We start from the raw sequence: 23,087 nt of genomic DNA, 5'->3' as shown, positions 1-23,087 counted from the left end.
TAAGGAAACGCAATGCAGGATTTAAAAGGTTTCTCCGTGCCGAAAGGTTTTCGGGGCGGGAACGGTATTAAGGTACAGCTGTGGTGGGCCGTTCAGGCAACATTATTTGCCTGGTCGCCGCAAATAATGTACCGCTGGCGAGCTTTTTTATTGCGCCTGTTTGGCGCAAAAATCGGAAAAAACGTAGTCATCCGACCTTCTGTGAAAATTACCTATCCGTGGAAATTAACGCTGGGGGATTACGCATGGGTTGGGGATGATGCGGTGTTATATACCCTTGGCGAAATTACGATTGGCGCAAATTCGGTGGTTTCACAGAAAATGTTATTTGTGCACCGGCAGCCACGACTTTATGAGTCAGCATTTTGATATTACCGCTTCGCCTATAGCGATAGGTGAAAAATGCTGGCTGGCAACGGATGTTTTTGTTGCACCGGGTGTTTCTGTTGGCGATGGCACGGTAGTCGGTGCCCGCAGCAGCGTTTTTAAATCGCTACCGGCAAATAAAATTTGCCGTGGCAACCCCGCAGTGGTGATACGCGAACGCGTTGAAACTGATTAAATTCATAAGTAGAGGAATATAAACATGTCTAAAGTCGCTCTCATCACCGGCGTTACCGGGCAGGATGGTTCTTACCTGGCAGAGTTCCTGCTGGAAAAAGGGTATGAAGTACACGGTATTAAACGTCGTGCATCTTCTTTCAACACCGAACGTGTGGATCATATTTATCAGGATCCTCACGCGGCGAACCCGAAATTCCACCTGCACTACGGCGACCTGACCGATACCTCCAACCTGACCCGTATCCTGCAGGAAGTACAGCCGGATGAAGTCTACAACCTGGGCGCGATGAGCCACGTAGCGGTCTCCTTCGAATCCCCGGAATACACCGCTGACGTTGATGCCATGGGTACGCTGCGTCTGCTGGAAGCAATCCGCTTCCTCGGCCTTGAGAAGAAAACGCGCTTCTACCAGGCATCCACCTCCGAGCTGTACGGCCTGGTGCAGGAAATCCCACAGAAAGAGACCACGCCGTTCTACCCGCGCTCTCCGTATGCGGTAGCAAAACTGTACGCCTACTGGATCACCGTGAACTACCGTGAATCCTACGGCATGTACGCCTGTAACGGCATCCTGTTCAACCACGAATCTCCGCGTCGCGGCGAAACCTTCGTGACCCGCAAAATCACCCGCGCTATCGCCAACATCGCGCAGGGTCTGGAGTCTTGCCTGCACCTCGGCAACATGGATTCCCTGCGTGACTGGGGCCATGCCAAAGACTACGTGAAAATGCAGTGGATGATGCTGCAGCAGGAACAGCCAGAAGACTTCGTGATTGCGACCGGCGTGCAGTACTCCGTACGTCAGTTCGTTGAAATGGCCGCGGCACAGCTGGGCATCAAACTGCGCTTCGAAGGTACCGGCGTGGAAGAGAAAGGTATCGTGGTTTCCGTGACCGGCCACGACGCACCGGGCGTGAAGCCAGGCGACGTGATTGTCCAGGTTGACCCGCGCTACTTCCGTCCTGCTGAAGTGGAAACCCTGCTGGGCGACCCAACCAAAGCGCACGAGAAGCTGGGCTGGAAACCAGAAATCACTCTGCAGGAAATGGTTTCCGAGATGGTAGCTAAAGATCTTGAAGCAGCGAAAAAACACTCCCTGCTCAAGTCTCATGGCTACGAGGTTGCCATCGCGCTGGAGTCCTGAGAATGACAAAACAACGTATTTTTGTCGCCGGTCATCGCGGAATGGTGGGTTCCGCGATTGTTCGCCAGCTGGAGCAGCGCGGTGACGTCGAAGTGGTTGTCCGCACGCGCGACGAGCTGAACCTGCTCGACAGCCGTGCGGTACAGGACTTCTTTGCTAACGAACGCATTGACCAGGTGTATCTGGCAGCGGCGAAGGTGGGCGGTATTGTCGCTAACAACTCCTACCCGGCGGATTTCATCTACGAAAACATGATGATCGAGAGCAACATCATTCACGCGGCGCATCTGCACAACGTGAATAAGCTGCTGTTCCTCGGTTCGTCCTGTATTTACCCGAAAATGGCGAAGCAGCCGATCGCTGAGAGCGAACTGCTGCAGGGCACGCTGGAAGCGACCAACGAGCCGTACGCGATTGCCAAGATTGCCGGGATTAAGCTGTGCGAGTCCTACAACCGTCAGTACAACCGCGACTATCGTTCGGTGATGCCGACCAACCTGTACGGACCGCACGACAACTTCCACCCGAGCAACTCGCACGTGATCCCGGCGCTGCTGCGCCGCTTCCACGAGGCGACCGCCGAGAACGCGCCGGACGTGGTGGTGTGGGGCAGCGGTACGCCGATGCGTGAATTCCTGCACGTGGACGACATGGCTGCCGCCAGCATTCACGTGATGGAGCTGGATCGCGAAGTGTGGCAGGAGAACACCGAGCCGATGCTGTCGCACATCAACGTCGGTACCGGCGTGGACTGCACCATTCGCGAGCTGGCGCAAACCATCGCGCAGGTAGTGGGCTACAAAGGCCGCGTGGTGTTTGACGCGACGAAACCGGACGGCACGCCGCGCAAGCTGCTGGACGTGACCCGTCTGCATCAGCTGGGCTGGTATCACGAGGTGTCACTGGAGCAGGGGCTGGCCAGTACCTATCAGTGGTTCCTGGAAAACCAGCACCGCTTCCGGGGGTAACGATGTTTTTAAGTCAGGAAGATTTTGCCACGGTAGTGCGTTCCACTCCGCTCATCTCGATTGATTTGATCGTGGAGAACGAACGCGGCGAGTTCTTGCTGGGGAAACGAACCAACCGTCCTGCACAGGGCTTCTGGTTCGTGCCCGGCGGGCGCGTGCAAAAGGATGAGACGCTTACCGATGCGTTTGAGCGTCTCACTCTGGCGGAACTGGGCCTGCAGCTGCCGATGGCAGCAGGCCAGTTTTACGGGGTCTGGCAGCACTTCTATGACGATAACTTTTCAGGCACCGGATTCACCACGCACTACATCGTGCTGGGGTTCCGCCTGAAGGTGAGTGAGGCAGACCTGCGTCTGCCTGATTCTCAGCATGACGACTACCGCTGGCAGACGCCAGAGGCGCTGCTGGCGAGCGACAATGTGCATGACAACAGTCGTGCCTATTTCCTCGCTGAACGTCAGTCCGGAGTGCCGGGCTTATGAAAATTTTAGTGTACGGAATCAACTACTCGCCGGAATTAACCGGCATCGGGAAATATACCGGCGAGATGGTCGAGTGGATGGCGAGCCAGGGACATGACGTGCGGGTCATTACCGCGCCGCCGTACTACCCGGCGTGGAAAGTCGGGGAGCGCTACTCAAGCTGGCGCTACCGTCGCGAAGAGGGCGCTGCGACCGTCTGGCGCTGCCCGCTGTATGTGCCTAAGCAGCCCTCAACGCTGAAACGGTTACTTCATCTGGGCAGCTTTGCCCTGAGCAGTTTCTTCCCGCTGATGGCGCAGCGTCGCTGGAAGCCGGATCGCATCATCGGCGTTGTGCCAACGCTGTTTTGCACGCCGGGCATGCGTCTGCTGGGCAAACTCTCCGGTGCGCGCACTCTGTTGCACATTCAGGATTACGAAGTTGACGCCATGCTGGGCCTGGGGATGGCAGGCAAAAGTAAAGGCGGCAAGGTGGCGAAGCTCGCCAGCGCCTTTGAGCGCAGCGGCCTGCACAACGTGGATTACGTCTCGACTATCTCGCGCTCGATGATGAACAAGGCGCAGGAGAAGGGCGTTCCGGCAGAGAAGGTAATCTTCTTCCCGAACTGGTCCGAAGTGGCGCGTTTTCGCGACGTGACTGAGCAGGACGCTCAGGCCCTGCGCGCGCAGCTCGGCTTGCCTGAAGATCAAAAAATCATTCTTTACTCAGGCAACATCGGCGAAAAGCAGGGGCTGGAGAGCGTGATTGAAGCGGCCCAGCTGCTGAGTGAACATCCGTGGACGTTTGTGATTGTCGGGCAGGGCGGTGGAAAGGCGCGGCTGGAAAAAATGGCCGGGGAACGCGGCCTGACCAACGTGAAATTTTTCCCGCTTCAGTCTTACGAGGCATTGCCTGCGCTGCTGAAGATGGGCGACTGCCATCTGGTGGTGCAAAAACGCGGCGCCGCGGACGCGGTGCTGCCGTCCAAGCTGACCAACATTCTGGCAGTGGGCGGTAACGCAGTGATTACGGCAGAAGCCGAAACAGAGTTAGGCCAGCTGTGTGACAGCTATCCGGGGATTGCTGTGTGCGTGGAGCCGGAATCGGTCCCGGCGCTGGTCACCGGAATTGAGCAGGCACTTGCCATGCCAAAAGTGAACACGGTGGCACGTGAATATGCCGAACGCACGCTCGAGAAAGAGAACGTGCTGAGCCAATTTATTGCAGATATACGGGGATAAATCATGAGTCAAACCACTTTGTATCCGGTTGTGATGGCTGGTGGCTCTGGTAGCCGGTTGTGGCCGCTGTCCCGCGTGCTCTATCCAAAACAGTTCCTCTGCCTGAAAGGGGATCTCACCATGCTGCAGACGACGGTAAACCGTCTGCACGGCGTGGAGTGTGAAAGCCCGGTGGTGATTTGTAACGAACAGCACCGCTTTATTGTTGCCGAGCAGCTGCGCCAGCTGAATAAGCTCACCGAAAACATCATCCTGGAGCCTGCCGGACGCAATACCGCGCCCGCGATCGCCCTGGCGGCGCTGGCGGCAAAACGCAGCAGCCCGGACTGTGACCCGCTGATGCTGGTCCTGGCGGCAGACCACGTTATCCAGCAGGAAGACGCGTTCCGCGACGCGGTGCGTGCGGCGATCCCTTACGCCGAGAGCGGCAAGCTGGTGACCTTCGGCATCGTGCCGGATCTGCCGGAAACCGGCTATGGCTATATCCGTCGCGGCAGCGTGACGCCGGGTGAAGGCGACAGCGTGGCGTTTGACGTGGCGCAGTTTGTTGAAAAACCGAATCTGGAAACCGCGCAGGCCTATGTCGCCAGCGGTGAGTATTACTGGAACAGCGGGATGTTCCTGTTCCGCGCCGGACGCTATCTGGAAGAGCTGCGCAAATACCGCCCGGATATTCTGGACGCCTGCGAGAAAGCAATGGCGGTGGTGGACCCGGATCTCGACTTCATCCGCGTGGATGAAGAGGCGTTCCTCGCCTGCCCGGAAGAGTCCATTGACTACGCGGTGATGGAACGTACGGCGGACGCCGTCGTGGTACCGATGGATGCGGGCTGGAGCGATGTCGGCTCCTGGTCCTCCCTGTGGGAGATCAGCGCCCATACCCCGGAGGGTAACGTCCACCACGGCGATGTGATTAGCCACAAAACGGAAAACAGCTACGTCTACGCCGAATCCGGCCTGGTGACCACGGTCGGGGTGAAGGATCTGGTGGTTGTCCAGACCAAGGACGCCGTGCTGATTGCCGACCGTAACGCCGTGCAGGACGTTAAAAAAGTGGTGGAGCAGATCAAGGCCGATGGCCGTCACGAGCACCATATTCACCGCGAAGTCTACCGTCCGTGGGGGAAATATGACTCCATTGATTCCGGTGACCGCTATCAGGTGAAACGCATCACCGTGAAGCCAGGCGAGGGGCTGTCGGTGCAGATGCACCATCACCGCGCCGAGCACTGGGTGGTTGTTGCGGGTACCGCTAAAGTCACTATCGACGGTGAAATCAAACTGCTGGGTGAAAACGAGTCCATTTATATTCCGCTGGGGGCGACGCACTGTCTGGAAAACCCGGGGAAAATTCCTCTCGACTTAATTGAGGTGCGCTCCGGCTCGTATCTGGAAGAGGACGATATCGTGCGCTTCCAGGACCGCTACGGGCGGGTGTAGCACTCTGCATTATGCCCGGCGGCGCTGCGCTGACCGGGCCTGCGAATGACAAAAAATCAATTTGGCCATTAAGTGGTCAGGGCCGACTGTTGCCTGAAAAAGGGGTCATCATGGAAAAATTAACCTGTTTTAAAGCCTACGATATTCGCGGCAAGCTGGGCGAAGAGCTGAATGAAGACATCGCGTGGCGCATTGGCCGCGCGTACGGCGAATATTTAAAACCGCAGACCATCGTGCTGGGCGGCGACGTGCGTCTGACCAGTGAATCCCTCAAGCTGGCCCTGGCGAAAGGGCTGCAGGACGCGGGCGTGGACGTGCTGGATATCGGCCTTTCCGGGACCGAAGAGATTTATTTTGCCACCTTCCACCTGGGCGTGGACGGCGGTATCGAAGTGACGGCCAGCCACAACCCGATGGACTACAACGGGATGAAGCTGGTGCGCAAGGGCGCGCGCCCGATCAGCGGCGACACCGGCCTGCGCGACGTGCAGCGCCTGGCGGAAGCCAACGACTTCCCGCCGGTGAACGACGTGAAGCGCGGCAGCTACAAAAAAATCAACCTGCAGAAAGAATACATCGACCACCTGCTGGGTTACATCAACGTGGCGAACCTCAAGCCGCTGAAGCTGGTCATCAACTCCGGTAACGGCGCGGCCGGCCCGGTGGTGGATGCGCTGGAAACCCGCTTTAAGGCGCTGAACGTGCCGGTGACCTTCGTCAAGGTGCACAACACCCCGGACGGCAACTTCCCGAACGGTATTCCTAACCCGCTGCTGCCGGAGTGCCGCGACGACACCCGCAACGCGGTGATTGAGCACGGCGCGGACATGGGCATCGCCTTTGACGGCGACTTCGACCGCTGCTTCCTGTTCGACGAGAAAGGGCAGTTCATCGAGGGCTACTACATTGTCGGCCTGCTGGCGGAAGCGTTCCTCGAGAAAAACCCGGGCGCGAAAATCATTCATGACCCGCGCCTTTCCTGGAACACCGTCGACGTGGTGTCAGCGGCGGGCGGCACGCCGGTGATGTCCAAAACCGGCCACGCCTTCATCAAAGAGCGCATGCGCGAAGAAGACGCCATCTACGGCGGCGAGATGAGCGCCCATCACTACTTCCGTGATTTTGCCTACTGCGACAGCGGGATGATCCCGTGGCTGCTGGTGACCGAGCTGCTGTGCCTGAAGGGGCAGACGCTGGGCGAGCTGGTGCGCGACCGCATGGCGGCGTTCCCGGCGAGCGGGGAGATCAACAGCAAGCTGGCGCAGCCGGCCGAGGCCATTGCCCGCGTGGAGCAGCACTTTGCGATCCACGCGCTGGAAATTGACCGTACGGACGGCATCAGCATGGCGTTCCCGCAGTGGCGCTTCAACCTGCGCTCGTCCAACACCGAGCCGGTGGTGCGCCTGAACGTGGAGTCCCGTGCTGACACGGCGCTGATGGAAGCCCGAACGAAGGACATTCTGGCGCTGTTGAATCAGTAACAATTGCCCCTCCCGGCGGGAGGGGGAACCGAATACAGGAACAACGATGACGAATCTAAAAAAACGCGAACGAGCGAGAACGAATGCATCGTTAATCTCTATGGTGCAGCGTTTTTCTGATATCACCATCATGGTCGGCGGATTGTGGGCGGTGTGTCGGATCGGCGGGCTGCCGTTCTTATATATGCATCTGCTGATGGCCCTGATTGCGCTGGTCGTGTTTCAGATGATCGGCGGAATGACCGATTTCTACCGCTCGTGGCGCGGCGTCAAAATGACCACTGAACTGATGCTGCTGCTGCAAAACTGGACCCTGAGCCTGATCTTCAGCGCGGGCCTCGTGGCGTTTAGCCATGATTTTGATAATCGCCTCGTGACCTATCTGAGCTGGTATCTGTTAACCAGCGTCGGCATGGTGGTGTGCCGTTCCCTGATCCGCTTCGGCGCGGGCTGGCTGCGTAACCGCGGTTATAACCGTCGCTTCGTTGCGGTAGCGGGCGATCTGCCGGTTGGTAAGGTTCTGCTCGACAGCTTCCGCAAAGAGCCGTGGTTAGGGTTTGAAGTGGTCGGGATTTATCACGACGCGAAGCCGGGCGGCGTGCCGTCGGACTGGGCGGGCAATTACGAACAGCTTATTGAAGACGCGAAAGCCGGTAAAATTCACAACGTCTACATCGCCATGCAGATGAGAGATGAATCCCGCATTAAGCAACTGATGCGCGAGCTGGCGGACACCACCTGTTCGGTGATCCTGATCCCGGACGTCTTTACCTTTAACATCCTCCATTCACGCATTGAAGAAGTGAACGGCGTGCCGGTGGTACCGCTGTACGACACCCCGCTGTCGGGCATTAACCGCGTGCTGAAGCGCGCGGAAGATATCGTGCTCTCATCGCTGATTTTACTGCTTATCTCCCCGGTGCTGTGCTGCATTGCCCTCGCGGTGAAGCTGAGCTCTCCCGGCCCGGTTATCTTCCGCCAGACCCGCTACGGTATGGACGGTAAGCCGATTATGGTGTGGAAATTCCGCTCCATGAAGGTGATGGAAAACGACAAGGTGGTGACCCAGGCAACGCAGAACGATCCGCGCGTCACCCGCGTGGGAAACTTCCTGCGCCGCACCTCGCTGGATGAACTCCCGCAGTTTATCAACGTCTTCACCGGCGGCATGTCGATTGTTGGCCCGCGTCCGCACGCGGTGGCGCACAACGAGCAGTACCGCTCGCTGATTGAAGGCTACATGCTGCGCCATAAGGTCAAGCCGGGCATTACCGGCTGGGCGCAGATCAACGGCTGGCGCGGCGAAACCGACACGCTGGAAAAAATGGAAAAACGTATCGAATTCGATCTGGAATACATCCGTGAATGGAGTATCTGGTTCGATATCAAGATTGTTTTTCTGACCATCTTCAAAGGTTTCGTGAACAAAGCGGCGTACTAAGATGAGCTTACGTGAAAAAACCATCAGCGGGGCGAAGTGGTCAGCGATGGCGACCATCGTCATCATTGGCCTCGGTCTGGTGCAGATGACCGTGCTGGCGCGCATTATTGATAATCACCAGTTCGGCCTGCTGACCGTCTCGCTGGTGATTATCGCGCTGGCCGATACGCTTTCTGATTTTGGTATCGCCAACTCGATTATCCAGCGCAAAGAGATCAGCCATCTTGAGTTGACCACCCTCTACTGGCTGAACGTGGGGCTGGGGATTTTCGTGTTCGTGCTGGTGTTCCTGCTGAGCGACACTATCGCCAGCGTGCTGCATAACCCGGATCTGGCTCCGCTGATGCACACTCTGTCGTTTGCGTTCGTGGTGATCCCGCACGGGCAGCAGTTCCGCGCGCTGATGCAGAAAGAGCTGGAGTTCAACAAGATCGGCATGATTGAGACCAGCGCGGTGCTGGCGGGCTTTACCTTCACCGTGGTAAGCGCCCATTTCTGGCCGCTGGCGATGACCGCCATCCTCGGATACCTGGTTAACTCTGCCGTGCGTACGCTGCTGTTCGGCTACTTTGGCCGCAAGATCTACCGTCCCGGGCTGCATTTCTCTCTTGCATCCGTCTCGTCCAACCTGCGCTTTGGCGCGTGGCTGACGGCGGACAGCATCATCAACTATGTGAATACCAACCTGTCGACGCTGGTGCTGGCGCGTATTCTCGGCGCGAGCGTGGCGGGGGGCTACAACCTGGCCTACAACGTCGCGGTGGTGCCGCCGATGAAGCTGAACCCGATCATCACCCGCGTCCTGTTCCCGGCGTTCGCCAAGATCCAGGACGACACCGAGAAGCTGCGCGTTAACTTCTACAAGCTGCTTTCCGTGGTGGGGATCATTAACTTCCCGGTGCTGCTGGGGCTGATGGTGGTGTCCAGCAACTTTGTGCCGCTGGTGTTTGGCGAGAAGTGGAACGGCATCATCCCGATCCTGCAGCTGCTGTGCGTGGTGGGGCTCCTGCGCTCCGTGGGGAATCCGATTGGTTCCCTGCTGATGGCAAAAGCGCGCGTGGACATCAGCTTTAAGTTCAACGTGTTCAAAACCTTCCTGTTTATTCCGGCGATTATCGTCGGCGGGCATATGGCGGGCGCCATCGGCGTCACCCTGGGCTTCCTGCTGGTGCAGGTAGTCAATACCGTTCTGAGCTACTTCATCATGATCAAGCCGGTGCTGGGCTCCAGCTACCGTCAGTACATCCTGAGCCTGTGGCTGCCGTTCTATCTCTCGTTGCCGACCCTGGCGGTGAGCTACGGCCTGGGCATCATCCTCAGCGGCCACCTGCCGCTGGCCGCGCTGCTGGCGGTACAGGTTGCCGCGGGGGCGCTGGCATTTGGCGTGATGATTGTGCTGTCACGCAATGCGCTGGTGGTGGAGATGAAGCGCCAGTTTTGCCGTAACGAAAAAATGAAAACGCTGCTTCGCGCAGGCTAGTTATTTAAGAGGCCATTATGAAATTATTAATTCTTGGCAACCATACCTGCGGCAACCGTGGCGACAGCGCCATCCTGCGCGGTTTACTGGATGCAATTAACACCCTTAAGCCTGAGACCGAAGTGGACGTGATGAGCCGTTATCCGGTCAGCTCATCCTGGTTACTGAACCGCCCGGTGATGGGCGACCCGCTCTACAGCCAGATGAAACAGCACAACAACGCCGCGGGCGTGATGGGCCGCGTGAAGAAAGTGCTGCGTCGTCGCTACCAGCACCAGGTGCTGCTTTCCCGCGTGACCGATACTGGCAAGCTGCGCAACATCGCTATCGCGCAGGGCTTCACCGACTTTGTTCGTCTGCTGTCCGGCTACGACGCCATTATCCAGGTCGGCGGATCGTTCTTCGTCGATCTCTACGGCGTGCCGCAGTTTGAGCATGCGCTCTGCACCTTTATGGCGAAAAAGCCGCTGTTTATGATTGGCCACAGCGTCGGGCCATTCCAGGATCCGCAGTTCAACCAGCTTGCAAACTACGTGTTCGGCCACTGCGACGCGCTGATCCTGCGCGAGTCGGTCAGCCTCGACATGATGAAGCGCAGCGAAATTGACACCTCAAAAGTTGAGCACGGCGTGGACACCGCGTGGCTGGTGGATCACCAGGACGACAGCTTCCAGCCGAGCTACGCGGTGCAGCACTGGCTCGACGTGGCGGCGAAACAGAAAACCGTTGCCATTACCCTGCGCGAGCTGGCGCCCTTCGATAAGCGTTTAGGCACGACCCAGGCGGCGTATGAGAAAGCTTTCGCCGACGTGGTGAACCGCGTGCTGGACAGCGGGTACCAGGTGCTGGCGCTTTCCACCTGCACCGGTATCGACAGCTACAACAAAGACGACCGCATGGTGGCGCTGAACCTGCGCAGCCTGGTGAACGATCCGGCGCGGTATCACGTGGTGATGGATGAACTGAACGACCTGGAGATGGGCAAGCTGCTCTCCGCCTGCGACCTGACCGTCGGCACGCGCCTGCACTCCGCCATTATCTCCATGAACTTTGGCACGCCGGCCATTGCCATCAACTACGAGCACAAATCAGCAGGCATCATGCAGCAGCTCGGTATGCCGGAAATGGCCATGGATATCCGTCATCTGCTGGATGGGTCGCTCGGTGCGATGGTGGGCGACACGCTCGGCCAGCTGCCTTCGATCAATGAACGCCTGGCCGTGGCGGTGAAAGCCGAGCGCGAGAAGGGCATTGGGATGGTGAAATCGGTACTTGACCGCGTGCGGGAGGGGAAATGAAGGTTGGTTTCTTCTTACTGAAATTTCCGCTGTCGTCTGAAACGTTTGTCCTGAACCAAATCACCGCGTTTATCGATATGGGATATGACGTGGAGATTATCGCCCTGCAAAAGGGCGATACCAAAAATACCCATGCGGCGTATACCCAGTATGGGCTGGAGGCGAAAACCCGCTGGCTGCAGGATGAGCCGTCCGGGAAGCTGAGCAAGCTGCGCCACCGTGCCAGCCAGACGCTGCGCGGGATCCACCGCGCGTCGACGTGGCGGGCGCTGAACGTTTCCCGCTATGGGGCCGAATCCCGCAATCTGATCCTGTCGGCCATCTGCGGGCAAACCGCGCAGCCGTATCGTGCCGACGTGTTTATCGCCCACTTTGGCCCGGCGGGCGTCACCGCCGCGAAGCTGCGCGAGCTGGGCGTGATTGACGGTAAAATTGCGACCATCTTCCACGGTATCGACATCTCCAGCCGCGAAGTGCTGAACCACTACACGCCGGAGTATCAGCAGCTGTTCAGGCGCGGCGACATGATGCTGCCTATCAGCGAACTGTGGGCCGGACGCCTGAAAAACATGGGCTGCCCGGGAGAGAAAATTGCCGTTTCGCGCATGGGCGTGGATTTAACGCGCTTTACCCGCCGCCCGGTGAAGGTGCCGGGCAAACCGCTGCAGATCATCTCCGTTGCTCGCCTGACCGAGAAGAAAGGCCTCCATGTGGCCATTGAAGCCTGCCGCCAGCTGAAAGCGCGCGGGGTAGATTTCCACTATCGCATTCTCGGCATTGGGCCGTGGGAGCGTCGTCTGCGCACGCTTATCGAACAGTATCAGCTGGAAGATGTCGTAGAGATGCCGGGCTTCAAGCCGAGCCACGAGGTCAAGGCCATGCTCGACGAGGCGGATGTCTTTCTGCTGCCTTCCGTAACGGGCGCCGATGGCGATATGGAAGGCATTCCGGTGGCGCTGATGGAGGCGATGGCCGTAGGTATTCCGGTGGTATCAACCCTGCACAGCGGGATACCGGAGCTGATTAAGTCTGACCATTCCGGCTGGCTGGTGCCGGAGAATAACGCGATGGCCCTTGCGGACCGATTAGCAGCCTTCAGCGATATTGACCAGCAGGCGCTGGAGCCCGTGCTCCAGAACGCCCGACAAAAAGTGGAAACCGATTTTAACCAGCAGGTGATTAACCGCCAGTTAGCGAGCCTGCTGCAAACGTTGTAACGCCGAGGATGTATGCTGAAAAAGATTACCCGACGCACCTTTGTCTCTTCTCTTTCCGTTCTGGCGGCCACGCCGCTGCTGTCGTCACGCATCGCGCGGGCGGCAAGCGGCAGAACGGTCTCTGTTAATCAGTACAATAACAACGACTGGATCGCCGCCTTTAAGCAGGCGTTCAATGACGGCGACACCGTCGTGGTTCCCGCCGGGCTCACCTGCGAAAACATCAATACGGGCATTTTCATTCCCGACGGTAAAACCCTGCTGATCCGCGGGGCGTTAACCGGCAACGGGCGCGGCCGCTTTGTTTTGCAGGAAGGCAGCAAAGTGATAGGGGAAGGTGCCGGCCGCACGGAGAACATTACGCTCGACGTTCGCGGCTCTGACTGCGTTATCAAAGGGCTGGCCATGAGCGGTTTTGGCCCGGTGACGCAGATCTACATCGGCGGCAAGAAACCGAGCGTTATGCGCAATTTGCTGATTGATAACATCAGCGTGAGCCAGGCCAACTACGCAATCCTGCGCCAGGGTTTCCACAACCAGGTGGACGGTGCTCGCATCACCAACAGCAAATTTAGCCATCTGCAGGGCGATGCGATCGAGTGGAACGTCGCTATCAACGATCGCAATATCCTGATTTCCGACCATGTCATCGATAACATCAACTGCACCAACGGCAAGATCAACTGGGGCATCGGCATTGGCCTCGCCGGCAGCACCTACGATAATGACTATCCTGAGAAGCAAACCGTCAAGAACTTCGTGGTGGCCAACATCACCGGCAGTAACTGTCGTCAGCTGGTGCACGTGGAAAACGGGAAACACTTTGTTATCCGCAATATTAAGGCCAAAAATATCACCCCTGACTTCAGTAAAAAGGCAGGAATAGACAACGCCACGGTGGCCATTTATGGCTGTGATAATTTCATTATTGATAATGTCGACATGGTCAACAGTGCGGGAATGTTAATCGGCTATGGGGTCATAAAAGGCGATTATTTGTCCATCCCACAGAACTTCAAGCTCAATAATATTCACCTCGATAATCGACAGCTTGCGTATAAATTGCGCGGAATACAGATTTCATCCGGGAACGCCACCTCGTTTGTGGCGATAACTAACGTGGAAATGCAGCGGGCGACGCTTGAACTACACAACAAGCCGCAGCATCTTTTTTTACGCAACATCAATGTGATGCAGGAAGCCGCTGTGGGTCCCGCCCTGAAGATTAACTTCGACCTGCGCAAGGATGTGCGGGGTAAATTTATGGCGAAAGATGAGACCTTGCTGTCGCTGGCGAACATAAAAGCGGTGAATGAGAAGGGGCAAAGCTCGGTGGATATTGACCGGGTCGACCAGCAGGTGGTGAATGTGGAAAGGCTGAACTTTGCGCTTCCTTCCTTCAGAAAGTAAGTATTGACGTCACATCTCATTGAGTGCGCGGTAACCCCTAAAATTTGTTACTGAACTCAGCGATTTTAGGGTTTATAATCCGTGCCACATTTTCGTCAGTTCTGTCTTATCTTTAGCGATACCTCAGGGAATACAGTGATTACCGGAGGTTTGCCAAACACACATAACGCACTGAGTGGTTTATGAACGATAAAGTTTTGTTTATTGGCGCGTCCGGTTTCGTTGGGACTCGTTTGATCGAGATTTCTAAGGCTGAGTTTGATGTTACCAACTTCGACAAGCAGCAAAGCCATTTCTACCCTGAGATTACTGTCTCCGGAGATGTACGCAATCAGGAGCAACTCGATCATGCTCTTGCCGGTTTCGACACGGTAGTATTACTCGCTGCCGAACATCGTGATGATGTTAGCCCAACCTCGCTTTACTACGATGTAAACGTTCAGGGAACGCGTAACGTACTGGCAGCTATGGAAAAAAATAATGTTAAGAACATTATTTTTACCAGCTCAGTTGCCGTTTATGGTCTAAATAAAGTCAATCCTGATGAATCTCACCCGCACGATCCTTTTAACCACTATGGTAAAAGTAAGTGGCAAGCGGAAGAGGTACTGCGCGAATGGTTCAACAAAGCTCCAGAAGAGCGATCTCTGACAATTGTTCGTCCAACGGTCATTTTTGGTGAACGCAATCGAGGCAATGTCTTCAATCTTCTTAAGCAAATTGCGGGTGGAAAATTCGCAATGGTAGGTGCCGGAACTAACTATAAGTCTATGGCTTATGTCGGTAATATTGTTGAGTTTATCAAATTCCGATTGAGCAACGTCAAACCTGGCTACGACGTATACAACTATGTAGATAAACCCGATCTGAATATGAATCAGTTGGTTGCCGAGGTAGAAAAGAGCCTTAGCAAAAAAATCCCATCAGTTCATCTCCCTTATCCCTTAGGTATGCTTGGCGGTTATTGCTTTGATATTCTTAGCAAAGTTACCGGGAAAAAGTATGCGATTAGTTCCGTGCGTGTCAAAAAATTCTGTGCCACCACTCAGTTTGATGCGACGAAAGTGCACAACTCAGGTTTTAAAGCGCCTTATACCTTATCTCAAGGGCTGGACCGTACGTTGAAGTATGAGTTCGTGCATGAGAAGAAAGATGACATCACGTTCGTTTCTGAGTAATGACTTAGAATCTGGGATTTGTCGGAAACACGTTTTTCTTCTTCTTTATTGGTAGGGTTTCCGACGATTCTGGGTCACACTTATAGCTTAATGAGCTTTAGTAATCAGAGTTCTGAGCCAAACGTGATTTGCATTCGACGAAGTAGACTTTCTTCTACAGGCATTTTTCCTGACACAGTTTATACTTCGTCAACCATATTAAGGTGGAAGAGATAATGATCAATTTGAAAGCAGTCATTCCGGTAGCAGGCTTGGGCATGCATATGCTGCCAGCCACAAAAGCCATTCCTAAAGAGATGCTGCCGATCGTCGACAAACCAATGATTCAGTACATTGTCGACGAGATTGTTGCTGCAGGGATCAAAGAAATCGTTCTGGTTACGCACTCGTCCAAGAACGCGGTAGAAAACCACTTCGACACCTCTTACGAACTCGAAGCGCTGCTTGAGCAGCGCGTTAAGCGCCAGCTGCTGGCGGAAGTGCAGTCTATTTGTCCGCCAGGCGTGACCATCATGAACGTCCGTCAGGCGCAGCCGCTGGGCCTGGGTCACTCTATCCTGTGTGCCCGTCCGGTTGTGGGTGATAACCCATTCATTGTTGTTCTTCCGGACATCATCATCGATACCGCTTCTGCCGACCCGCTGCGTTACAACCTGGCGGCAATGGTGGCGCGTTTCAATGAAACCGGTCGTAGCCAGGTGCTGGCGAAACGCATGAAGGGCGATCTCTCCGAGTACTCCGTTATCCAGACTAAAGAACCGCTCGAAACGGAAGGGCAGGTGAGCCGCATCGTTGAGTTCATCGAAAAGCCGGATCAGCCACAGACGCTGGACTCAGACCTGATGGCGGTGGGGCGTTATGTTCTTAACGCGGATATCTGGGCAGAACTGGAAAAAACCGAGCCAGGCGCCTGGGATCGAATTCAGTTGACCGACGCGATTGCCGAGCTGGCGAAGAAGCAGTCTGTTGACGCGATGTTAATGACCGGCGACAGCTACGACTGCGGTAAGAAAATGGGGTATATGCAGGCGTTCGTGAACTATGGGCTGCGTAACCTGAAGGAAGGGGCGAAGTTCAGAAGCCGCATTGAGAAGTTGCTGGCTAACGACTAATATTTCTGTCTCCGGCTTGCGCAAACGGCAGTCATTATTTTGGTGTGTTAATATCCAACCAAAATGATGACTGCCTTTTTTTGTTATAAATTCAATATTTACATGGAGTTATCCAGACTGCTCCTGGACCGCATTGTAGCGATTTGTGCTTGTTTCTGAGGTCGTTTAGGACGACAATTAACGGCAGTTTCTTGTCTGTAATCAGACAAGAAAAAACATTTAATCAAACATCGCTCAGTGCACTGGTAGCTGTTAAGCCAGGGGCGGTAGCGTGCTCAATTTCTGAAACCGTTTATAAAAGCTCAGGTTTCAGAACGCCAGTATCCAGACATATACACTAGACGGAACAGATAACGTGAAAATTCTTGTGACGGGCGGAGCCGGCTTTATCGGCTCAGCGGTTGTACGACATATTATTAAAAATACCCAGGACGACGTCGTCAATGTGGATAAGCTGACCTACGCCGGCAACCTTGAGTCGCTTAGTGAAGTCATCGACAGCGAGCGATATGTTTTTGAACATGCGGATATTTGCGACAAAGACGCCATGGATCGCATTTTCGCAAAGCATAAGCCTGATGCGGTGATGCACCTGGCTGCTGAAAGTCACGTCGATCGTTCTATTACCGGCCCGGCTGCGTTTATCGAAACCAATATCGTCGGCACGTATGTGCTGCTGGAAGCCGCCCGGGGCTACTGGTCAACGTTGGATGAGCAGGCGAAGAAAGCGTTTCGTTTCCATCACATCTCAACAGACGAAGTGTATGGTGATTTGCCGCATCCTGATGAGCGTCCGGCATCAGCCGAGCTGCCACTCTTCACTGAAACTACCGCGTATGCTCCTAGCAGCCCGTATTCGGCGTCGAAAGCCTCCAGCGACCATTTGGTTCGTGCCTGGCTGCGTACTTACGGTTTCCCGACCATTGTGACAAACTGTTCAAATAACTACGGCCCGTACCATTTCCCGGAAAAACTGATCCCACTGGTTATCCTGAACGCGCTGGACGGTAAAGCACTGCCTATTTATGGGAAGGGTGACCAGATTCGTGACTGGTTGTATGTAGAAGATCATGCGCGTGCGCTGTACACCGTTGTCACTCAAGGGAAACCGGGGGAAACGTACAATATCGGCGGTCATAATGAGAAGCAGAACCTCGAGGTGGTGCATACTATTTGCGACCTGTTGGATGAAATTGTGCCTAAAGAAGGTTCTTATCGCGATCAAATCACTTATGTTAAGGATAGGCCTGGGCACGATCGTCGTTATGCAATTGATGCAACTAAAATTGGCAATGTGCTAGGTTGGCGTCCCCAAGAAACTTTCGAGAGTGGTATTCGTAAAACAGTTATGTGGTATTTATCTAATGAGTCGTGGGTAAATAATGTAAAAAGTGGAGCGTATGCTTCATGGCTTTCAAAACAATATGGAGAGAATAATTAATGAAAGGCATTATTCTTGCTGGAGGCTCTGGAACAAGACTCTACCCAATTACTATGGGGGTTTCTAAACAATTGCTCCCTATATATGATAAGCCTATGATTTATTATCCGTTATCGGTTTTAATGCTGGCGGGTATACAAGATATATTGATAATTACGACACCAGAGGATCAGGATGGGTTTGTCAGATTGTTAGGTGATGGAAGACAGTTTGGAATTAATCTGAGTTATGCAATTCAACCAAGTCCAGATGGTCTGGCGCAAGCATTTATAATTGGTGAAGAATTCATTGGAAATGATTCTGTTTGTCTTGTTTTAGGCGACAATATATTCTTTGGTCAGGGCTTTACACCAAAACTGCAAATGGCGAGTAACAGAGTCAGTGGAGCAACGGTCTTCGGCTACCAGGTAATGGATCCTGAGCGATTTGGAGTGGTGGAGTTTGATGCCGATTTTAAGGTATTGAGTATTGAAGAAAAACCAGAAAAACCGAAATCAAACTGGGCAGTGACTGGCCTTTATTTCTATGATAACGATGTAATCAATATTGCGAAAAATATAAAACCATCATCTAGAGGTGAGCTGGAAATAACAACTGTTAACGAAGTTTACCTTAATAATAATAATTTAAATGTTGAGCTATTAGGACGAGGTTTTGCATGGCTCGATACGGGTACTCATGATAGTTTAATTGAAGCTGGTAGTTTTGTTGAAACTGTTCAGAAACGTCAAGGTATGATGGTTGCGTGTCCTGAAGAAATAGCATGGCGTAATGGGTGGTTAAGCAAAGATGATTTATTTAAATTAGGAAGTAATTTAAGCAAAAATCATTATGGACAATATTTGATGAAGTTGGCAAATCATATATGAAAATAGATTTTATTTCTCTTCAGGTTCATGGCGATGAACGAGGCGCATTAGTATCTCTAGAAAGAAAAAATAATATCCCTTTTGATATTAGGAGGGTGTATTATATCTTTGATACTAAGAAAGGTGTAACTAGGGGTTTTCATGCGCATCGAAAGCTAAAGCAAGTTGCAATTGCAGTTAAGGGAAGTTGTCGTTTTATACTTGATAATGGCGTTGAGCGTGTCAGTGTTATATTAGATAACCCGACGCAGGGCCTTCTTATCGACTCATTTATTTGGCGAGAAATGACCGACTTTACGGAAGATTGTGTTCTGATGGTACTCGCGGATATGGAATATGAAGAATTAGACTATATTAGAGATTATTCTATTTTTAAAAATTTAGCACAGCAGCAGCAGAAATGAACCATCTTGTGCCAAGTAAGTGATGATGTTCGATTCTAATTGTCTATTAACTCATAATCTACGAAAAATAAAGGTGCAAAATGGTTGACTTCTTAAATCTCAAAAAAATTAATAACCGGCAAAAGAATGAAATACTCAGTGCCATCGAGAAAGTGATTGATTCAGGCTGGTACATTTTGGGTGAGGAACTTAAGGCTTTCGAGAAAGACTTTTCAGTATATTGTCAAGCTAAATATGCGCTTGGGGTTGCGAATGGTCTGGATGCTCTTATTCTAGTTCTCAGAGCATGGAAAGAAATGGGAAAATTGAAAAGTGGTGATGAGGTTATTGTCCAAGGTAACACTTATATAGCTTCTGTATTGGCTATTACAGAAAATGATCTTATTCCTGTTCTAGTTGAGCCAGATGAAGATACTTTCAATTTAAGCGCTAAAAATATTCGTGCAGCAATTTCAGATAAAACAAGGGTCATTTTGCCTGTGCATCTTTATGGCCAAATCTCTCCAATGAAAGAAATTATGGAGATTGCCCGCGAAAAGAATCTACTCGTCCTTGAGGATTGTGCTCAGGCTCACGGCGCTCAAATTGATGGGAAACGAGCAGGGAGCTGGGGAGATGCTGCTGGTTTCAGTTTTTATCCAGGCAAAAATCTGGGAGCTCTGGGGGATGCAGGGGCTATCACAACAGATAACTTAGAATTATATAATGTATTAAAAGCATTGAGAAATTATGGGTCAGAGCAGAAATATTTAAATATATATCAAGGCGTTAATAGTCGTCTTGATGAAATACAAGCTGCTATCTTACGTGTAAAGCTGAAAAACTTGGGAGAGGATATTAAAATTCGGCAGGTCATAGCCCAACGTTACCTTTCTGAAATAAAAAATCCATTGCTGGAGTTGCCGTATATTGAAAATATGGAAAACCACGTATGGCATTTGTTTGTAGTGAAAACAAATCAGCGAGAAGAATTACAGAGTTGGCTTAATAAACATAATATCCAGTCACTCATTCATTATCCGGTACCACCTCATAAGCAAAGTGCTTATAATGAGATGAAGGAAATTTCATTACCCTTGACAGAAAGTTTACATGCTAAAGTCTTATCTATTCCCATGGACCCGACGATGACTGAAGAAGAAATTAATATCGTAATAAATGCCTTAAATGGTTTTGTGGGATGAAAAAGCTTTTAAAAGTAACCGCCTCAACTGGTGTTTTAACCTTGGCAAAAATGGCTATGGGATTTGCTATTGCAAAGGTAGTTGCTATTTATACAGGGCCGTCTGGCATGGCCCTCCTTGGGCAGATTCAAGGATTTGTAACTGCCTTGACTGGGGTCATCAATGCTCCTGTAAGTAACGGAGTAGTAAGGTATACATCCGAATATAGCAATAGTGGTTATAATGAATGCTCGCCTTGGTGGCGAGCTTCATTAATTTGGGTGCTCGCTATTTTTTTTATATTATTGCCCTTTTCTTTACTAGTATCTGATAAACTGTCTGAATATTTTTTTGGTGATATTCAATTTCATTGGGTTATTACACTAACAGTACTATTGTTACCGTTTTCGGCACTGGGTACCCTTTTACTATCTATAATTAATGGTTTTCAAAATCATAGACGTTTCATTGCTATAAATTTTTTATCTGTGATGATTTCCAGTATCGTCATGATTTTATTGATCATTCGTTATAATATAAAAGGTGCAATTATAGCTGCGACAATTCAAACAGCATTGATTGGTTTAGTTATATTTCTAGTTAATATAAAACAAAAATGGATGCAGATAAAAAACTTTATCGGACATATTAAATTATCAGCATTCAATGGTATTGGTAAATATGTGCTTATGGCGATGACGAGTGCTCTTGTCATGCCAGTAGCGTTGCTGATTATCCGAAATGTTTTGGTGCAACATACGGGCTGGCAGGGAACAGGTCTCTGGCAGTCTGTATGGAAAATTTCTGAAGTTTACCTGGGTGTGATCACTATTGCACTGAGCACCTATTATTTACCTAAGTTGTCTCAATTAAGTGACACAGACAGCATTATGGAAGAGGTTACCTCAACTGCAAAAATAATTGTCCCTATTGTATCTTTAATTGCGGCAATGGTTTACGCATTTAGAGACATCTTAATTCATATATTATTCACAAGTGAGTTTAGCGGGGCAAGAGATCTCTTTTTTGTTCAGTTATGTGGAGATGTGATAAAAATAACTGCATGGTTATATGCATTTCCTATGTTGTCACGGTGTGCAGTGAAATGGTATTTATTTACTGAAATATTCTTTGGTGTAATGTTTGTAGCTTTATCGTATATATTGATCCCTATTTTTTTGTTACATGGGGCTAATTATGCTTATTTAATTAGTTATATATTATATGCTATTATTATAATTACGAATGTCAGACGAATTTTAACGTAGGGAAAAAATATTTGAATTTCATTATTAAAGCGTATCACGCTACATTGAATATAGTATATCTATTTCTGTTAAAAATATTCACTAAAAATACGATCAAATTTAGCTCTCCGAAGTTAGGTAAGGGTTTAATTATTACAGCCGTTAATAATTCTATTATAGATATCAGTAATTTATCATCTAGAAACAACGTAAATTTTTTTGTTAGTCAGGGTGTATTGGTATTCAAAAAAAATTGTTTTGTTAATAATAATTGTTCATTTAATAGCTTGCATCATATTCAGATAGGTGAAAATACTATTTTTGGTGAGGCTGTTAAAATTTACGATCATGACCATTCAATAGATGAGAATTACGTTGTAAGCAAAAATGATTTTGTAACTTCACCTGTAATGATTGGTGCTAACTGTTGGATAGGTTCTAATACTGTAATCTTAAAAGGTGTAAATATTGCGGATAATGTCATTATCGGTGCTAATTCGCTTGTAAATAAATCTATTTTAGTGTCTGGTATATATGTTACTAAAAACGGAATATTGACTAAAATTAAATAAAAACAGGCTTCACATGACCGATGCAGATACCAATAAAATTATCACAATAGCAGTTATTTCTTATAATTCAGGGGAAACTATTGCTGAAACTTTAAATAGCATTACACGCCAGACTTATAATAAAAATCTGATTGAAGTTATCATTTCAGACGATGGTTCGAGGGATCATACGCTTTCTATTGCTCTGCAGTGGAAAGAGCAAAATAAACATCTTTTTAAAGATATCATAATCGTCTCTCATGAAAAAAATAAAGGAGTTGCAGCTAATTGCAATCAGGCATGGAAATTGGCCTCAGGTTCATGGATAAAAAGCATTGCAGCTGATGATTTGTTATTACCTGAGTGCATACAATTAAATGTAAAATATATTACTCATTACTCCTCAGCTAAAATCGTCTTTTCTGATATGATACCTTTTACGATTGATGGAAATGGTGAGCCGATAAAACATGATAAACTGAAAATATGTGCTAAACAGCCATTGCAACTTAAATACATCCTTTCTGAGTGTTACTTGCTTGCTCCAACAGGGTTCATCAGTAAAGATGTGTTGGAATATGTTGGTTATGCAGATGAGTCATATCCAATGCTCGAAGATTATCCTCTTTGGCTTAAATGTCTAAGAAACGGCTTAACGTTTTCTTATATGGAAGAGAACACTGTTCTTTATCGCAAGGGTGATTCTCTGTCGCAGCAAGGAAGTAGAATCGGCAATGTGCTATACCTACAGTCTTTATATTCTTTTCAGAAAGAAAAGATTTGGCCATTGTTGCCTTCGCGAATGCTACTAAAAAAATGGGATGATTTTTTGCTCTTTAAACAAAAAACACTCTGGATTAGGTTCTTTGGTAATAAAGTAACTGTGCCATATCTTGTTGTGCAAAAATTAATATTTCTAATAAGGCCTTATAAATTATTTAATCTTGCGAAAAAAATTCTAATGAAGTAGAGAGATA

General features: G+C 50.8%; 20 protein-coding genes and 1 pseudogene. All 21 read left to right on the top strand.

Translation table 11 applies throughout. The annotated features are described in order from the left end of the window. Nucleotides 1-12: 12 nt before the first annotated feature. The 21 genes and pseudogenes from wcaF to LA04_RS16735 all read left to right on the top strand — a co-directional run bounded on the left by wcaF (nt 13) and on the right by LA04_RS16735 (nt 23,080). Nucleotides 13-562, top strand: a pseudogene (wcaF, locus tag LA04_RS16830) (colanic acid biosynthesis acetyltransferase WcaF). Between the two features lie 24 nt (nt 563-586). Continuing rightward, nucleotides 587-1,708: a GDP-mannose 4,6-dehydratase gene (gmd, locus tag LA04_RS16825; protein ID WP_014884502.1), complete on the top strand. Its 1,122-nt coding sequence runs from the start codon at nt 587-589 to the stop codon at nt 1,706-1,708. A 2-nt stretch (nt 1,709-1,710) separates the two neighbouring features. After that, on the top strand, nt 1,711-2,676 hold the full coding sequence (gene fcl / locus LA04_RS16820) for a GDP-L-fucose synthase (RefSeq protein ID WP_047652469.1): 966 nt from the start codon (nt 1,711-1,713) through the stop codon (nt 2,674-2,676). 2 nt (nt 2,677-2,678) lie between these two features. Continuing rightward, nucleotides 2,679-3,158 (top strand): GDP-mannose mannosyl hydrolase, encoded by a 480-nt coding sequence (locus tag LA04_RS16815; RefSeq protein ID WP_045418617.1) that lies wholly within the window; start codon nt 2,679-2,681, stop codon nt 3,156-3,158. Next, nucleotides 3,155-4,378 (top strand): colanic acid biosynthesis fucosyltransferase WcaI, encoded by a 1,224-nt coding sequence (wcaI, locus tag LA04_RS16810; RefSeq protein WP_047652468.1) that lies wholly within the window; start codon nt 3,155-3,157, stop codon nt 4,376-4,378. Before LA04_RS16815 ends, wcaI begins: the two co-directional genes overlap by 4 nt. Before the next feature lie 3 nt (nt 4,379-4,381). Continuing rightward, the gene (gene cpsB, locus LA04_RS16805; protein WP_047652467.1) at nt 4,382-5,818 is read left to right on the top strand and encodes a mannose-1-phosphate guanyltransferase; all 1,437 of its coding nucleotides are present in this window, start codon (nt 4,382-4,384) and stop codon (nt 5,816-5,818) included. A gap of 110 nt (nt 5,819-5,928) precedes the next feature. Further along, nucleotides 5,929-7,299 (top strand): colanic acid biosynthesis phosphomannomutase CpsG, encoded by a 1,371-nt coding sequence (cpsG, locus tag LA04_RS16800; RefSeq protein WP_047652731.1) that lies wholly within the window; start codon nt 5,929-5,931, stop codon nt 7,297-7,299. A 46-nt stretch (nt 7,300-7,345) separates the two neighbouring features. Beyond that, nucleotides 7,346-8,740, top strand: a complete 1,395-nt coding sequence (gene wcaJ, locus LA04_RS16795) for an undecaprenyl-phosphate glucose phosphotransferase (protein WP_047652466.1) — start codon at nt 7,346-7,348, stop codon at nt 8,738-8,740. A gap of 1 nt (nt 8,741) precedes the next feature. Continuing rightward, nucleotides 8,742-10,220: a colanic acid undecaprenyl disphosphate flippase WzxC gene (gene wzxC, locus LA04_RS16790; RefSeq protein ID WP_047652465.1), complete on the top strand. Its 1,479-nt coding sequence runs from the start codon at nt 8,742-8,744 to the stop codon at nt 10,218-10,220. Between the two features lie 17 nt (nt 10,221-10,237). Then, nucleotides 10,238-11,518 carry a colanic acid biosynthesis pyruvyl transferase WcaK gene (wcaK, locus tag LA04_RS16785; protein ID WP_047652464.1) on the top strand — a complete coding sequence of 427 codons (1,281 nt, stop codon included), beginning with the start codon at nt 10,238-10,240 and terminating at the stop codon, nt 11,516-11,518. Beyond that, nucleotides 11,515-12,735, top strand: a complete 1,221-nt coding sequence (gene wcaL, locus LA04_RS16780) for a colanic acid biosynthesis glycosyltransferase WcaL (protein WP_047652463.1) — start codon at nt 11,515-11,517, stop codon at nt 12,733-12,735. The genes wcaK and wcaL overlap by 4 nt, the downstream gene beginning before the upstream one ends. A gap of 12 nt (nt 12,736-12,747) precedes the next feature. Further along, on the top strand, nt 12,748-14,145 hold the full coding sequence (gene wcaM, locus LA04_RS16775) for a colanic acid biosynthesis protein WcaM (RefSeq protein WP_047652462.1): 1,398 nt from the start codon (nt 12,748-12,750) through the stop codon (nt 14,143-14,145). A gap of 182 nt (nt 14,146-14,327) precedes the next feature. Continuing rightward, nucleotides 14,328-15,323: an NAD-dependent epimerase/dehydratase family protein gene (locus LA04_RS16770; protein ID WP_047652461.1), complete on the top strand. Its 996-nt coding sequence runs from the start codon at nt 14,328-14,330 to the stop codon at nt 15,321-15,323. A gap of 215 nt (nt 15,324-15,538) precedes the next feature. Beyond that, complete coding sequence (gene galF, locus LA04_RS16765; RefSeq protein ID WP_017383282.1) at nt 15,539-16,435, top strand: GalU regulator GalF; 897 nt, start codon at nt 15,539-15,541, stop codon at nt 16,433-16,435. A gap of 355 nt (nt 16,436-16,790) precedes the next feature. Then, nucleotides 16,791-17,876: a dTDP-glucose 4,6-dehydratase gene (rfbB, locus tag LA04_RS16760; RefSeq protein ID WP_047652460.1), complete on the top strand. Its 1,086-nt coding sequence runs from the start codon at nt 16,791-16,793 to the stop codon at nt 17,874-17,876. Continuing rightward, nucleotides 17,876-18,745, top strand: coding sequence for a glucose-1-phosphate thymidylyltransferase RfbA (gene rfbA, locus LA04_RS16755; RefSeq protein WP_047652459.1), 870 nt, complete (start codon nt 17,876-17,878; stop codon nt 18,743-18,745). Before rfbB ends, rfbA begins: the two co-directional genes overlap by 1 nt. Then, nucleotides 18,742-19,149, top strand: a complete 408-nt coding sequence (locus LA04_RS16750; protein ID WP_047652458.1) for a sugar 3,4-ketoisomerase — start codon at nt 18,742-18,744, stop codon at nt 19,147-19,149. Before rfbA ends, LA04_RS16750 begins: the two co-directional genes overlap by 4 nt. Nucleotides 19,150-19,229: 80 nt before the next feature. Further along, complete coding sequence (locus LA04_RS16745) at nt 19,230-20,333, top strand: DegT/DnrJ/EryC1/StrS family aminotransferase (protein WP_047652457.1); 1,104 nt, start codon at nt 19,230-19,232, stop codon at nt 20,331-20,333. Then, nucleotides 20,330-21,580, top strand: coding sequence for an O-antigen translocase (locus LA04_RS16740; RefSeq protein ID WP_047652456.1), 1,251 nt, complete (start codon nt 20,330-20,332; stop codon nt 21,578-21,580). The genes LA04_RS16745 and LA04_RS16740 overlap by 4 nt, the downstream gene beginning before the upstream one ends. Before the next feature lie 11 nt (nt 21,581-21,591). Beyond that, complete coding sequence (locus LA04_RS23785) at nt 21,592-22,131, top strand: acyltransferase (protein ID WP_072015547.1); 540 nt, start codon at nt 21,592-21,594, stop codon at nt 22,129-22,131. A 13-nt stretch (nt 22,132-22,144) separates the two neighbouring features. After that, nucleotides 22,145-23,080 carry a glycosyltransferase gene (locus tag LA04_RS16735; protein WP_047652455.1) on the top strand — a complete coding sequence of 312 codons (936 nt, stop codon included), beginning with the start codon at nt 22,145-22,147 and terminating at the stop codon, nt 23,078-23,080. Nucleotides 23,081-23,087 lie beyond the last annotated feature (7 nt).

Origin of the sequence: Enterobacter sp. UCD-UG_FMILLET (assembly GCF_000762975.1) — a bacterium.
Taxonomy (GTDB): Bacteria; Pseudomonadota; Gammaproteobacteria; order Enterobacterales; family Enterobacteriaceae; genus Enterobacter; species Enterobacter dykesii.
Note: the sequence above shows the minus strand (reverse complement) of the source record. Positions and strands in the feature narration are given on the sequence as shown.

Coding starts and splice junctions, on each gene's coding strand:
- gmd (WP_014884502.1), top strand. CDS start 587: ATGTCTAAAGTCGCTCTCATCACCGGCGTTACCGGGCAGGATGGTTCT.
- fcl (WP_047652469.1), top strand. CDS start 1,711: ATGACAAAACAACGTATTTTTGTCGCCGGTCATCGCGGAATGGTGGGT.
- LA04_RS16815 (WP_045418617.1), top strand. CDS start 2,679: ATGTTTTTAAGTCAGGAAGATTTTGCCACGGTAGTGCGTTCCACTCCG.
- wcaI (WP_047652468.1), top strand. CDS start 3,155: ATGAAAATTTTAGTGTACGGAATCAACTACTCGCCGGAATTAACCGGC.
- cpsB (WP_047652467.1), top strand. CDS start 4,382: ATGAGTCAAACCACTTTGTATCCGGTTGTGATGGCTGGTGGCTCTGGT.
- cpsG (WP_047652731.1), top strand. CDS start 5,929: ATGGAAAAATTAACCTGTTTTAAAGCCTACGATATTCGCGGCAAGCTG.
- wcaJ (WP_047652466.1), top strand. CDS start 7,346: ATGACGAATCTAAAAAAACGCGAACGAGCGAGAACGAATGCATCGTTA.
- wzxC (WP_047652465.1), top strand. CDS start 8,742: ATGAGCTTACGTGAAAAAACCATCAGCGGGGCGAAGTGGTCAGCGATG.
- wcaK (WP_047652464.1), top strand. CDS start 10,238: ATGAAATTATTAATTCTTGGCAACCATACCTGCGGCAACCGTGGCGAC.
- wcaL (WP_047652463.1), top strand. CDS start 11,515: ATGAAGGTTGGTTTCTTCTTACTGAAATTTCCGCTGTCGTCTGAAACG.
- wcaM (WP_047652462.1), top strand. CDS start 12,748: ATGCTGAAAAAGATTACCCGACGCACCTTTGTCTCTTCTCTTTCCGTT.
- LA04_RS16770 (WP_047652461.1), top strand. CDS start 14,328: ATGAACGATAAAGTTTTGTTTATTGGCGCGTCCGGTTTCGTTGGGACT.
- galF (WP_017383282.1), top strand. CDS start 15,539: ATGATCAATTTGAAAGCAGTCATTCCGGTAGCAGGCTTGGGCATGCAT.
- rfbA (WP_047652459.1), top strand. CDS start 17,876: ATGAAAGGCATTATTCTTGCTGGAGGCTCTGGAACAAGACTCTACCCA.
- LA04_RS16750 (WP_047652458.1), top strand. CDS start 18,742: ATGAAAATAGATTTTATTTCTCTTCAGGTTCATGGCGATGAACGAGGC.
- LA04_RS16745 (WP_047652457.1), top strand. CDS start 19,230: ATGGTTGACTTCTTAAATCTCAAAAAAATTAATAACCGGCAAAAGAAT.
- LA04_RS16740 (WP_047652456.1), top strand. CDS start 20,330: ATGAAAAAGCTTTTAAAAGTAACCGCCTCAACTGGTGTTTTAACCTTG.
- LA04_RS16735 (WP_047652455.1), top strand. CDS start 22,145: ATGACCGATGCAGATACCAATAAAATTATCACAATAGCAGTTATTTCT.